Below are 12,724 nucleotides of genomic sequence, written 5' to 3'. Positions count from 1 at the left end.
TCATTCTCCATCCCCGTCGGACAGGGCACCCCGCAGAGCGACAAGCTTGTCCCAGGCTTTGCTCTCATTGAGAACAGTCAGAGCCTGAGCAACAGCATCCGGCAGATCGCTTTGCAGCCCAGCAGCCCAGAGCACCAGTGCTGTGTTGAAGGCCACTACCTCTGTCTGGGCCAGCGATCCCTGCCCCTTCAGAACGTTCTGAAGGATCTGCTGGTTCACCGCGCAGTCACCACCGCGCAGCAGCTCGAGACCGGCACGGGTCAGGCCCAGGTCTTCAGGGGAAACCTCCTTTGTGGTGATGCCCCCGGATTCGATCAAACGCAAGGCATTGGGACCCGCCAACGAAGCCTCATCGAGGCCTCCAGCGCCGTGAACCACGACAGCACGGCTCAAGCCCAATTGCTGCAAAGCTCCCGCCATGGGGTCGAGAAGCTCTGGACGCGCCACGCCAAGAACCTGCGCCTGAGGCTGAAGCGGATTGACCAGGGGGCCCAGCAGGTTGAACACCGTGCGAACCCCCAAGGTGCGTCGCAGCGGTGCCAGATTCACAAGAGCTGGATGCCAGGCGGGAGCGAACAGGAAGGTGACACCGGTTCCCGGCAAAGCCTCCACCACCTTGTTCAAGGGTGCCTTGAGGTTGAGACCGAGCCCCTCGAGCACATCGGCTGAGCCCACTTTGCCGCTGGCGCTGCGATTGCCGTGCTTGGCCACATTGACTCCGCAAGCCGCGGCAGTGAAGGCGACCGCCGTGGAGATGTTGAAGGTGTCTGCACCGTCACCACCGGTGCCGCAGGTGTCGACCATGGCCAGATCGGGCCGGTCGCAGGGAAGGGGGCAGGCCTCGCGCAGGACAGCCGCCATGGCAGCCAGCTCATCGGCCACCATCCCTTTGGCCCTCAGTCCAGCCAGAAATGCCCCCGTCTGCACAGGCTCGAGCTCTTCAGCTAGCCAGGCACGCATCAGTTTGGTGGCCTGATCAGAGCTGAGGTTGTTGCCCTGCAGCAGATGGTCCAAGTAACCGGACCAGGAACGCGGGTCTGAGGACATGGAAGGGAAGCTGGCAGTAAAAAACCCGGGGTGCGAGGCACGCCGGGCCAGGTGATGGGGATAGCCCCACTATCCCTCAGATCAACGGCGAACGACCAGCCGTTGAAGCCGGATGCCTAGGTTGGCCTGCCAACGGGACCAACGAGCTCGCATGGCCGCCCTTCGTCTCGACCTGATCGGCCGCTATCTGCGTCCCCACCGCCGCACGGTGCTGCTGGGCGCCATTGCCTTGGTGTTGGTGAACGTTTTGCGGGTCACGATCCCGTGGGAAGTGCGCAGCGTTGTGGACGAGCTGCAGGAGGGATTCAGTTACGCCGGAGTCCTGCGCCAGGCGGGATGGGTTGTGCTGCTCGCGAGCACCATGGGCGTGATCCGGCTGACCTCGCGCCAACTCATCTTTGGGGTGGGTCGGCAGGTGGAAGTGGATCTGCGTCAGCGCCTGTTCGAGCAGATGCTCCGCCAGGAACCCGATTGGATTCAGAGCAAGGGCAGCGGTGAAGTAATCAGTCGCGCCACCAGCGATGTGGAAAACATCAGGCGCCTGCTCGGATTCGCGATTCTCAGCCTGACCAACACCCTGCTGGCCTATGCACTGACGCTGCCCGCGATGTTGGCCATCGATCCGTGGCTGACCCTGGCCGCCGTCGGGCTCTACCCCGTGATGCTCAGCACAGTGCGCCTGTTCGGTGGGCGCATGATGCGTCAAAAGCGCACGCAGCAGGAAGAACTCTCCGCCCTAAGCAACTTGATTCAGGAGGATCTCTCGGGGATCGGGGCCATCAAGATCTACGGCCAAGAGGGTGCGGAACAGGAGGCCTTCGCCACACGCAACCGCCGCTATCGCGACAGCGCCATTCGGCTGGCGAGAACACAAAGCACCCTGTTCCCGCTGCTTCAGGGCATCTCCTCCCTCTCTGTTCTTTTGCTGTTGGCCATCGGCAGCGGGCAACTCGAAGCCGGTCGTCTGAGCATTGGAGGACTGGTGGCCCTGATTCTTTATGTGGAGCAGCTCGTCTTCCCCACGGCATTGCTGGGATTCACGCTCAACACCTTCCAGACAGGCCAGGTGAGCCTCGAGCGGGTGGAGGAATTACTCAAACGGGAACCAGAGATCAAAGACCCTGATCCCTCTGATATGAAGCCCCATCCAACGAGCGAACGCCGGGGGCGTTTTGAAGCCCGCGGCCTGACTGTCCAATACCAAGGTGCTAAGCAGAACACCCTGAATGGCCTGCAGTTCTGCATCGAGCCAGGGGAGTTGGTGGCTGTTGTGGGGTCCGTGGGCTGCGGCAAGACCACCCTGGCTCGAGCGTTTGGTCGCATGGTTCCCTTGGACCCCGGACAGCTGTTCCTGGATGGCGTGGATGTCACCCAGATGCCCCTGAAGACCTTGCGCCGTGACGTGGCGATCGTTCCCCAGGAGGGCTTTCTGTTCACCAGCACCCTGGCGGACAACCTTCGCTATGGCGACCCTGAAGCCAGTGATCAGCGGGTTGAGTTGGCGGCAGAGCAAGCCCGCCTAGCTGATGACGTGAAGGGCTTTCCCGATGGCTTCGGAACCATCGTTGGGGAACGCGGAATCACGTTGAGTGGTGGTCAACGTCAACGCACAGCCCTGGGCCGGGCTCTGCTGATGTCGGCGCCGGTGTTGATCCTCGACGACGCCTTGGCCAGCGTCGATAACAACACGGCAGCGGCGATTTTGGATTCGATCCGAGCTCAGGATGATCGGACCATCGTGATGATCAGCCATCAACTTTCAGCTGCAGCAGCCTGTGATCGCATCCTGGTGATGGAGAACGGACGCATCGTTCAACAGGGACACCACAACGCCTTGATCCAACAGCCGGGTGTGTACAAACGTCTTTGGGAGCGTCAGCAGGCATCGCAACAACTGGATGCTTTGGCTTCCTGAAGAATCTCAGGGTGGTTTCTGAAAACTCCAGCGTCCGTGGCTTAGCTGTTAAGGCGACTCCTTACTTATGACCAGCGGATCCCCCTTTGCGGTGCGCTGCACGCTCACCTTTGGCGATATTTACGGACAGGTGCTGGCCTGGATGGCCGTCATTTTTGTCAGTCTGGCTGCGGGGCTTGCCCTGATGGGCTCCTCGCGACCGATTTTTGCGCTGGTGGGAGTGGGGCTGATTTTGGTGCTGAGCCTGCCGTTTCTGCTCTTCGCCTTCGTCACAACGCTGCTGAATCACATCCAGCTCAACCCGGTTGAGGGTGAAGCCAAAGCCTCCTAAGCAACCACGGCAACAGGAAGCGAAGGCATATCACCACGTCCGAAACGGCTGCCCCGAGACCTAGGGAGAAGGATTACTTGCTGATTGAAATTCGAATGAAGGAGGTTCCGCAGGACAAGACCACAGTTCCTTCATCGGCCATCACCAGAAGCTCATTACGCCGTGTACAGCGATTGACAACAGATATTTCTGACGCAGGTGCGATGCCTGATTCACCAGAATCACTAGCCATCAATCAATCGCTTTCAATGGGTTGATCCAGCAAATACGTCTTGCTTTCTGATCATGTGCCAGCCATCAGCAAGATTCAGGTTGAAAGCTGCTGACAAAAGAATCAACACCTTTCCGCAGAACATTGTTCAAATAAGAACCACTTTTAGATACAATCTTGATTCGTTCCTTTTCATCCCTTACTTGGAGGAGCAATCGCTGAAAATTCACTGATTGCCCTCGAGGAGGCAGCATCACTCCGTTGAATCAACTTCCTAAGCTTTCCGGAACCACTTAATCAACATGCTTCCTTCCTGGCTGTCTCCCCGCGGCGACGCCGAACCATCTGCACCGGCAACGCACGCTGTGTTGGGAACACCGCTGATGGCCCCGCTGATGGCCGACCAGGAAGAAGCAATCTTTGCCTGTGGATGCTTCTGGGGCGCTGAGAAAGGTTTTTGGCGACTACCAGGGGTGGTAAGCACTGCCGTGGGCTACGCGGGCGGCCAAATCGAGCAACCGACCTACAACCAGGTCTGCTCCGGAAGAACCGGGCACACGGAAGTGGTGCGCGTGGTGTGGAGCCGCCCCGCTCTGGACTTCAGCGACCTGCTGAAACTGTTCTGGGAGTGCCACGACCCCACCCAGGGCAACAGGCAGGGCAACGACACCGGCAGCCAATACCGATCAGCCATCTACACGTTCAATCCGGAGCATCTGCAACTGGCCCTGGCCAGCCGGGACGCCTATCAAGCTGCCCTCTCAGCCAAGGGCTATGGCGCCATCACCACCGAAATCCTGGCGGATCAAACCTTCTATTTCGCCGAGGACTATCACCAGCAGTACCTCGCCAAACCGGGCAGCCGCCCCTACTGCTCTGCGATGCCAACACAGACGCTGCTTGGGGAATTCGAAGGATCGAACTACAAGCTCCCGAAGCAGGTCTGGGATAAGTACGACTGGTCTATCAGCCACTGCGTGCTTCGATCCGACAACAGCCCAATCTCTCTAAGCTAATTCGGCCAGGATGGGGATGATCCCTACCCATGTCATGCCTGAGCCGTTGTCTGATCGACAGGTGATCCTGGCCATCGCCCTCACCTTGATTTTGGTTCTGGGACTGATCCTCGGCAGTGTGTCCCGCAACCGAGAGCAACAGGCTCCGATGCTTTGGCGGGAAACACCCCAACCCAAAGCAACACCATTGGCAATCTGACCACCAGCCCACAGGCACGCGTCCTCTTGGTGCGATCGTGGGTGGAGAAGGACTCCTCCGTTCTGCAGTGAGTGAACGGCCTGATCCATCCGAGCAGCGACAACTGCATCCTCTGCCGAGGGGGCTGGTGGAGCTCTATGGCTTGATCGCTGTTCTGGTGGTGCTCATCCCCGAATGGTTGGCGGATGGAACCCTGAATCTGGGCCAAGCCAAAGGCCCTGCTTCGCTCCCGATGCGCTCCAGAGCCTGGCGCACCCTTCCTGAACTGCGCTTAGCGGCGATGACCCTGGCCGAGCTTCGTCAGGCTGCTGCAGAACTGCGGATGTACCACTACGGATCCGCAACGCGAAACCAACTCACCATTCGGTTGCTCAGGCGACTCAGACGCCGGGATGCACTGTGATAACTTAAATCTGACGGGGCGTGGCGCAGCTTGGTAGCGCACCACTTTGGGGTAGTGGGGGTCGTGGGTTCAAATCCCGCCGCTCCGATTCAACCGTCTTGTTCCCCCACCTGAAGATCAACACTTCAGGGTTTGAGCCGGCAATTACGCCGGCTCTTTTTTTGTGCATTCAGCGGCGGCCGGTGCCGGTGACCACAAGATGCCTGGAGGCATCAATCTGAAGCCAGCCTTCATCCCGCAGCTGACCCAACACGCGGGTCACGGTCACCCTTGTGGTGCTTAGGGCGCTGGCGATCTCCTGATGGGTCAAGCGAAGGTTGAGGCGAAGACCAGCATCACAGGGTTCGCCAAAGTCCTTGGCGAGCAGCTCCAGGAAACCCCGGACCCGTTCTTCAACGCGCCGCAGCCCCAGCAAAGCCAGGAGCGACTCCGCCTGGCGGTAGCGTGATGCCATGGCCTTGGCCAAGCCAAGCGCCAACTGAGGAGACTGCTCAAGCTCCGCCAAATTGCAGCAGAGCAGATCGCAATCGGTGAGCGCTATAGCCTCGTAGGCCTCCACGTTGGTGAATGCCGCACCAAAGGGTTCATTGGGCCCCACAAGGCCAAGCACCAGTTCATCGCCATGCACCGACAGCGCCCCCAGCTTCACCATGCCGCGAACCACAAACCAAACGCTGTTCTTCAGAAGAGGAACAAAACTTCCCGAGGTGACATGAACAACATTTCGATTGTCGTAGCTGCTTTCAAGAAACGCCTTAAAACCCAGAGCTGTTGAACTCAGGTCAGCGGACGGAGTGGCAAGCATTTGGAATTCCATGAACCCAAGAAAACTGTATTGAGGACAACATCGATTCCCAACAAAGAGCTGGGAGAGATTGGGTTAAGAAGGCTCTAACATTGATCTCAATTCCAATTATTCAGCGCACAAAAAAAGGGCCCCGATGGACCCTTTGATTTTTGGTTTTTAAAACCAATTCAAGCCAAAATCACTTGCCGATCTTGTTCACAGCAGCCTTGGACTTGGCCAGGATGTCGCCCTTGAGGGGAACGAAGCCCAGGGAAGGAGCTTTGTTCTGAGCAGCGTCGCTCAACATGTAGTTGAAGGCGTCCTGCACCACCTTGGCGTTGTCACCGTTGCCTGTTTTGTAGGCCAGAACCCAGGTGAGGGTTGCGATGGGGTAGGCACCCTTGGCGGTGGGGTTGGGGTTCTTGCCAGCCAGATCCTTGTCCAGGCTGATGCCGTTGAGGGCCTTGGCACCTGCAGCCACGGAGGGCTTGAGGAACTCACCGGACTTGTTCTGGAGAGCGGCGGCCACCACCTTGCCTTTGATGTACGACTGGTTCACGTAACCAATTGCGCCTTCGCGGTTCTGGATCAGGCCAGCCACACCAGAGTTGCCTTTCGCACCAACGCCAGCGGGCCACTTGACGGACTTGCCGGTGCCGAGGGTCCAGGTCTTGGAGAAAGCCTCCATGGAGTTGGTGAAGGCCTTGGTGGTACCCGAGCCATCAGAGCGGTGCACCCAGGTGAGGGTGCCAGGCTTACAGCCGAGCTCCTTCCAGTTCTTGATCATGCCCATGGCAACCTTCACGGCCTGCTCCTGGGTGAGCTTCAGGTTGCAGCCGGGCTTGTTGTAACCGAAGGCGATGGTGCCACCCACCATGGGGATCTGAACCACGCCGCGGCCAACCTTGGCCATGTCCTTCTTCTTCATCGGATCATCCGATGCACCGAAGTTCACGGTCTGGTCAATGAAGGCTTTACGGCCGGAACCGGAACCCACGGCCTGATAGTTCACCTGAGGTCCGCCAGCCTTGGCCAGGTCAGCGAACCAACGCTGATAGATCTTGGCTGGGAAAGACGCCCCTGCGCCGTTGAGCCGTTCAGCGGCAGAAGCCGACATGCTGGCCCCGAGGGCCAAAACGGAGGAAAGGAGGAGAGCCTTTTGAGCGAAACGAGTCACAACCAGAAAGAAGAGGACTGTTGCAACCAAGACCTAATCGGCCATCGAGCAGGATGTCGTTAATGGAGCATTAACAAGGGTTAAAGACGGCCAAACGGCACGTAAAAACATCAAAAAACCCCGGTTTGGCCATCCAAACCGGGGCATGACGTTCACCAAATCAAGGGTTCGCATTCAGGGCTGAATGCCTGCCACGGCACTGCGGGATTTTTCGAGGATGCTGCCCCGGAGAGGCACAAAGCCCAGGGCCGCAGCACCCTCCTGGGTGGAATCCTCCAGCATGTAGTTGAAGACATCTCGAACGGCTTCAGCTTTGGTGCCATTGCCCTCGGCATAGGCCAACACCCAGGTGAGCGTTGCGATGGGGTAGGCACCAGCGGCCGACGGGTTGGGGTTGCTGCCAGCCAGATCCTGATCAAGCTCAATGCCGTTCAGGGCTTTGGCACCAGCTTCCACGGAGGGTTTGAGGAATTCACCGGATTTGTTCTGCACCGCAGCAGCCTGCACATTCCCTTTGATGTACGACTGATTCACGTAGCCGATTGCGCCAACCCGGTTATCGATCACCCCGGCCACCCCGGAATTGCCCTTGGCACCAACACCCACCGGCCATTTGACCGATTTTCCGCTGCCGAGGGTCCAATCCGGTGAAAAGGTCTGCAGCGAATTGGTGAAGGCCTTGGTGGTGCCGGATCCATCCGAGCGATGCACCCAGGTGATCGTGCCCGCGTCACAACCAAGCTCTTTCCAATCACTGATGCGGCCAGTGGCCACCCCCACAGCCTGCTGCTGGGTGAGCTGAAGCTCGCACCCAGGCTTGTTGTATCCGAAGGCAATGGTTCCCCCCACCATGGGGATCTGGACCAACCCTCGGCTCACCTGCTTGCGGTCAGCGTCCTTGATCGGGTCGTCCGAAGCGGCGAAATCCACAGTGCCATCAATGAAGGCTTTGCGGCCGGAACCGGAACCCACTGCCTGGTAGTTCACCTTGATTCCGCCGGAGCCGGCCAGATCGGCGAACCAGCTCTGGTACACCTTGGCGGGGAAGGAGGCTCCCGCCGCATTGAGGCTGGACACACTGGGACTTCCACCACAGGCAGCAAGGCCAACAGCGAGGACGCTCAGGCTTGAAACAACCAGGGAACGATGTACCAAAACCGTCTATGTGAATTACTCCATCTTCCCGCGTCGTGGATCCAGGCTCAGGCAGGAAGTTGGCACAACAGTGAGCCTCGTTGCCACCGAGTAACACCGCAACCAGCGGTTCACCCGTTTGCGGTGGGGGGCGGGCACCTCCCCAATCAACTGGCTGAGTTCATCAGCCCCCATGCGTCGCAGGGCACGCACGTCAACATGCCAGAGCGCTTCAGCTTCCCGAATCAACCGCGCCCAGGTGCGTACCTGCTGCCACTGGCGCAGGCGAGAGCGAATCGGACGTTGATGTGGATGCAGAAAAGCCGTCATGGCTCCAGCCTGATGCGCTCAGCGACGCTCTCTGCAAAACCACCCAGACGCTTCGGAGTGCTGAAGCAAATGCGCAGTCTCAGGCGCTGAGGCGATCGGCCTCAAGCTCAACGGGGGCGACAGGAAAATCAAGTTCCGCCACCTCGCGATCGCTCAAACGACGGGTCCAAGCCCCCTTGATCGGATCGTTCCAACGAAAACCCGCTGCTTTGGCCAGATGGCGTTCTTCGAATGACACCCGGGCACGCATCAACTGGCGCGGTTCCAGGCCCCGCTCCAACAGCTGCTCAAGGTCGTCACAACGTGCGAACACCTCAGCGATGTAAATGCAATCGCTGAGGGCGCGGTGGGCCGCCCAGACTGGGACGCTGTAGGCCAAGGCCAGGTCCCGCACCGACGGCCGCGAACGCAGTTGACGCTCCGCCGGCCAGCGGATGTCGTCCATGGTGCAAAGCCAGGGTGTTGTGGTAGCCGGCACAACACCAAGACCGAACCACTGGCGATCAAAGGCCGCGTTATGGGCCACCAGCAGATCGGCAGCATCCAGCAGATGTTCGAACCACACCAACGCCTCTTTCCAGGGCTGGGGTCGGCGGGTGACAGCGGCGGGGATCCGGTTGATCGCCTCTGCCGCGTTGGAGTCCACCGGCAGGAGAAACGATTGCTGGGCCAGCACCGAACGACTCGGCACATCAAACAAAATGCAGCCCACCTCAAGGCACTGGTCCTGCTGCGGATCCAAACCCGAGGTTTCGGTGTCGATGATCAGCAGAGTGGTCGGGGTGGCCTCTGGCACGTCCTCTGGCTGATCAGCCTTGGCCTCAGGTTCAACGGCTGGCGGAGAAGGCAATGACGTTGGGGCTGTTTGGATCTCCGCCTGAGGTCTTGAAAACCCAGCAAGCAAATCGAGCTGTTCAGGCATGGCGCAGTGACTCCTCCCACTCCTGATTCTCCCGCCCCGGGCAAGGTGCCTACTGCCTAGGGTTCAACCTCTTCATTTCGATCGAATGGCCCTCGGGATCGGCGACCGGCTCCCCTCCTTCAGCCTGGAGGATCAAAACGGTGACCTTCGCACTCCCGCCTCGGTGCAGGGCCGCTGGCTCGTGCTGTTCTTTTATCCCAAGGACGACACGCCCGGGTGCACGGCTGAAGCCTGCAGCTTCCGCGACAACGCTGAGAGCTTTGCGGCTCTCGATGCAGAGGTTTGGGGCATCAGCGGTGATGACGCCGTAAGCCACCGCCGTTTCGCCACCCGCCACAACCTCTCGTTTCCTTTGCTGTGCGACCGCAATAACGCCCTGCGCCGCGAGATGGGTGTACCCAAAGCCCTTGGTCTGCTGCCCGGTCGCGTCACCTACATCGTTGACGGGGAGGGAGTGATCCGTCACACCTTCAGCAACCTCTTGGATGGTCCGGCCCACGTGCGTGAAGCACAGCAGGTGCTGAATCAGCTGCGCGGTTGAGCATGGCCAACTGGCGTCAGCTGGGTGCGATCTGGCAGCTGCGGCCGGCCGAACCCACGGGATTGATCGAATTCATCGGCGGCAGCTATCTGGCGGCAACACCCCAGATCAGCTATCGCAGGCTGCTGGAAGACCTAGCGGCGGACGGGTTGGCCGTGCATGCCTGGGCCTATGTGCCTGGGTTCGATCATCAACGCCAGGCCCGTGATGCCTGGAGTGCCTTCCGCTCAGCGCGTCGCCAACTTGAGGAGCGCTGCGGGGCCCTTTCAGCTCCTCTGCGGCTTGGCCACAGCCTGGGATGCAAGCTTCACCTGCTGGCCCCCGATGGGGGTCGCGGCAGCAGGGCCCTGGTGGCCCTGAGCTTCAACAACTTCAACGCCGACCGTTCGATTCCCCTGCTAGGCGAACTGGCACCCCGGCTCGGGGTGGAAACCGAGTTCAGCCCCAGTCCAGCCGAAACGCTTCGCTTGATCAGCCGCCACTACCAACAGGAGCGAAATCTGGTGGTGCGATTCGGGCGCGATGAGCTGGATCAAAGCGGTGATCTGATCCAGGCCCTGCGAGAACGTGCCTCAGACGCCAGCTCAACTCTGGAACTGCCCGGCGATCACCTCACGCCGGCAAGTGCAGGGCTGCGGCGCAGCTTTCTCGGAGACTGGGCGGATGACCCCAAGCGGGTGGCGGTCATCCGTCAGCTGAGCCGAACCATCGGCGAGGCGATCAGGCCCTGAGGCGATCCAGAACGGAACGGTCCTCCAGGGTGCTGGTGTCGCCACTCACCTCTTGACCCGCCGCCAAAGCCCGCAGGATCCGGCGCATGATCTTGCCGCTGCGGGTCTTGGGCAGGGCATCACTGCAACGGATCTCATCCGGCCGGGCGATCGGACCGATCTCCTTTCCGACGTGGATCCGCAACTCCTTCACCAGGGCGTCATCGCCCTCGCGGCCCGCCTCCAGGGTGACGAAGGCAACGATGCCTTCGCCCTTGAGATCGTCAGGACGACCCACGACGGCCGCCTCCGCCACCGCGGGGTGACTGACCAAAGCTGATTCGATCTCCATCGTGCCGAGACGGTGGCCCGAGACATTGATCACGTCATCGACGCGACCCATGACCCAGAAGTAGCCATCAGCATCCCGCCGGGCACCATCCCCCGCAAAATAGAGGTAGGAACCATCGGCAGGCCGGATGTGCTCCCAATAGCTCTCGCGGAAGCGTTGGGGGTTGCCATGCACGGTGCGCATCATTCCGGGCCAAGGGGCACGCACCGCCAGGTACCCGCCTTCATCGGCACCACAGCTGTTTCCTTCCGCATCGATGATGTCGGCCTGGATGCCAGGCAGGGGCAGTGTGGCGGAGCCGGGCTTGGTGGGCGTTGCACCCGGCAGGGGGCTGATCATCACTCCACCGGTTTCGGTCTGCCACCAGGTGTCGACGATTGGGCAGCGGTTGCCTCCAATCACGTCTCGATACCACATCCAGGCCTCCGGATTGATCGGTTCGCCAACGGTGCCAAGCAGGCGGAGGCTGCTCATATCGAACTGATCCGGAACAGACCGGCCGCTCTTCATGAACGCCCGAATAGCGGTAGGAGCCGTATAGAAGATCGTTATGCCGTGCTTCTGAATCAACTCCCAGAAGGCACCGGGCTTGGACGGCCGCGGTGCACCCTCGTACATCACCGTCGTGGCGCCGTTCGATAAGGGGCCGTAGACGATGTAGCTGTGGCCGGTGATCCAACCCACATCCGCTGTACACCAGAAGACATCCTCATCCCGAATGTCGAAGATCCACTGGAAGGTGAGATGGGCCCAGAGGTTGTAACCGGCGGTGGTGTGCACCACGCCCTTGGGTTTGCCGGTGGAGCCGGAGGTGTAGAGAACGAAAAGGCGGTCCTCGCTGGCCATCGGCTCAGCGGGGCAGTCGGCACTCTGACCCTCCACCAGGTCATGCCACCACTGATCACGACCGGCAACCATCTCCACGTCCTGCTTGGTGCGCTGCACCACAAGCACACCGGTCACCGAGGGGCAGGCGCCATTGGCCAGCGCCGCATCCACCGCGGGTTTGAGTGACACCGGCTTGTCCTTGCGGAAGCCGCCATCAGCGGTGATCACCGCTTTCACTTCGCCGTCATTGAGACGATCCCTCAGGGCTTCTGCGGAAAAGCCACCGAACACCACCGAATGGGGAGCACCAATGCGCGCGCAAGCGAGCATTGCGATCGCCGCCTCAGGCACCATCGGCATGTAAAGCGCCACAAGGTCACCCTTGCCGATGCCCATGGCCTTGAGGCCATTGGCGGCTTTGCAGACCTCGGCATGCAGTTGCTGGTAGGTGAACCGGCGCACATCCCCCGGCTCTCCTTCCCAGATCAACGCCGTTTTCTGCGCCGTTGGCCCATCGAGATGACGGTCCAGGCAGTTGTAGGAGAGGTTCGTCGTGCCGCCCTCAAACCAGCGCGCAAAAGGAGGATTCGACCAATCGAGCACGGTATGGAAGGGCTCGAACCAATGCAGTTCTCGGCGGGCGGCTTCACCCCAGAACGCATCAGGATCATTGTTGGCGGCATCGGCCATGGCCCGGTAGGCCTCGAGGCTGCCGATGCGCGCTTTGGCGGAAGTGTCTGCTGGCGGCTCGAACACCCGCTGCTCCTGCAGCACGCTTTCGATGGTGGTGTTGGCGTCGGTCACAGCAGACTGCGCAGTGC

At 60.3% G+C, this 12,724-nt stretch carries 15 protein-coding genes and 1 tRNA gene; 9 read left to right on the top strand and 7 right to left on the bottom strand.

The window, feature by feature from the left end; genetic code table 11:
* Positions 1-1,047 (bottom strand): anthranilate phosphoribosyltransferase, encoded by a 1,047-nt coding sequence (gene trpD / locus Q3Y53_RS03445; RefSeq protein WP_303532849.1) that lies wholly within the window; start codon positions 1,045-1,047, stop codon positions 1-3.
* A 151-nt stretch (positions 1,048-1,198) separates the two neighbouring features.
* Here trpD and Q3Y53_RS03440 point away from each other — a divergent pair, with 151 nt between their 5' ends.
* The 7 genes from Q3Y53_RS03440 (at position 1,199) to Q3Y53_RS03410 (ending at position 5,210) form a co-directional block, all read left to right on the top strand.
* On the top strand, positions 1,199-2,962 hold the full coding sequence (locus Q3Y53_RS03440) for an ABC transporter ATP-binding protein (protein WP_303532848.1): 1,764 nt from the start codon (positions 1,199-1,201) through the stop codon (positions 2,960-2,962).
* 67 nt (positions 2,963-3,029) lie between these two features.
* Positions 3,030-3,293 carry a hypothetical protein gene (locus tag Q3Y53_RS03435; protein ID WP_226424049.1) on the top strand — a complete coding sequence of 88 codons (264 nt, stop codon included), beginning with the start codon at positions 3,030-3,032 and terminating at the stop codon, positions 3,291-3,293.
* 95 nt (positions 3,294-3,388) lie between these two features.
* Positions 3,389-3,550: a hypothetical protein gene (locus tag Q3Y53_RS03430; RefSeq protein WP_303532845.1), complete on the top strand. Its 162-nt coding sequence runs from the start codon at positions 3,389-3,391 to the stop codon at positions 3,548-3,550.
* A 256-nt stretch (positions 3,551-3,806) separates the two neighbouring features.
* Complete coding sequence (gene msrA, locus Q3Y53_RS03425) at positions 3,807-4,520, top strand: peptide-methionine (S)-S-oxide reductase MsrA (RefSeq protein WP_226424051.1); 714 nt, start codon at positions 3,807-3,809, stop codon at positions 4,518-4,520.
* Between the two features lie 34 nt (positions 4,521-4,554).
* Positions 4,555-4,719: a hypothetical protein gene (locus tag Q3Y53_RS03420; RefSeq protein ID WP_226424052.1), complete on the top strand. Its 165-nt coding sequence runs from the start codon at positions 4,555-4,557 to the stop codon at positions 4,717-4,719.
* Positions 4,720-4,786: 67 nt separating this feature from the next.
* Positions 4,787-5,122, top strand: coding sequence for a hypothetical protein (locus Q3Y53_RS03415; protein ID WP_226424053.1), 336 nt, complete (start codon positions 4,787-4,789; stop codon positions 5,120-5,122).
* Between the two features lie 14 nt (positions 5,123-5,136).
* A tRNA-Pro gene (locus Q3Y53_RS03410) sits at positions 5,137-5,210 on the top strand.
* Between the two features lie 81 nt (positions 5,211-5,291).
* Here the strand turns inward: Q3Y53_RS03410 and Q3Y53_RS03405 are convergent.
* The 5 genes from Q3Y53_RS03405 to Q3Y53_RS03385 form a co-directional block, all read right to left on the bottom strand.
* Positions 5,292-5,927 carry a Crp/Fnr family transcriptional regulator gene (locus tag Q3Y53_RS03405; protein WP_303533999.1) on the bottom strand — a complete coding sequence of 212 codons (636 nt, stop codon included), beginning with the start codon at positions 5,925-5,927 and terminating at the stop codon, positions 5,292-5,294.
* A gap of 181 nt (positions 5,928-6,108) precedes the next feature.
* Entirely contained in the window at positions 6,109-7,026 is a 918-nt protein-coding gene (gene pstS / locus Q3Y53_RS03400; RefSeq protein WP_226424055.1) for a phosphate ABC transporter substrate-binding protein PstS, read from the bottom strand.
* Between the two features lie 234 nt (positions 7,027-7,260).
* Positions 7,261-8,241: a phosphate ABC transporter substrate-binding protein PstS gene (pstS, locus tag Q3Y53_RS03395; RefSeq protein ID WP_303532842.1), complete on the bottom strand. Its 981-nt coding sequence runs from the start codon at positions 8,239-8,241 to the stop codon at positions 7,261-7,263.
* Positions 8,242-8,256: 15 nt separating this feature from the next.
* Complete coding sequence (locus Q3Y53_RS03390) at positions 8,257-8,550, bottom strand: hypothetical protein (RefSeq protein WP_303532840.1); 294 nt, start codon at positions 8,548-8,550, stop codon at positions 8,257-8,259.
* 79 nt (positions 8,551-8,629) lie between these two features.
* The gene (locus Q3Y53_RS03385; RefSeq protein ID WP_226424058.1) at positions 8,630-9,472 is read right to left on the bottom strand and encodes a 3'-5' exonuclease; all 843 of its coding nucleotides are present in this window, start codon (positions 9,470-9,472) and stop codon (positions 8,630-8,632) included.
* A gap of 85 nt (positions 9,473-9,557) precedes the next feature.
* Between Q3Y53_RS03385 and Q3Y53_RS03380 the strand changes: the two genes are divergently transcribed.
* Together Q3Y53_RS03380 and Q3Y53_RS03375 are read left to right on the top strand one after the other, a co-directional pair.
* Positions 9,558-10,013: a peroxiredoxin gene (locus Q3Y53_RS03380; RefSeq protein WP_226424059.1), complete on the top strand. Its 456-nt coding sequence runs from the start codon at positions 9,558-9,560 to the stop codon at positions 10,011-10,013.
* Positions 10,014-10,015: 2 nt separating this feature from the next.
* Positions 10,016-10,744: a DUF1350 family protein gene (locus tag Q3Y53_RS03375; RefSeq protein WP_303532836.1), complete on the top strand. Its 729-nt coding sequence runs from the start codon at positions 10,016-10,018 to the stop codon at positions 10,742-10,744.
* Here Q3Y53_RS03375 and acs read toward each other — a convergent pair.
* On the bottom strand, positions 10,734-12,707 hold the full coding sequence (gene acs, locus Q3Y53_RS03370) for an acetate--CoA ligase (RefSeq protein ID WP_303532834.1): 1,974 nt from the start codon (positions 12,705-12,707) through the stop codon (positions 10,734-10,736). The genes Q3Y53_RS03375 and acs overlap by 11 nt on opposite strands.
* Between the last annotated feature and the right edge of the window lie 17 nt (positions 12,708-12,724).

Source organism: Synechococcus sp. YX-04-1 (genome assembly GCF_030546365.1).
GTDB lineage: Bacteria > Cyanobacteriota > Cyanobacteriia > PCC-6307 > Cyanobiaceae > Parasynechococcus.
The sequence above is the reverse complement of the archived record's forward strand: the minus strand, read 5'-3'. Positions and strand labels throughout refer to the sequence as shown.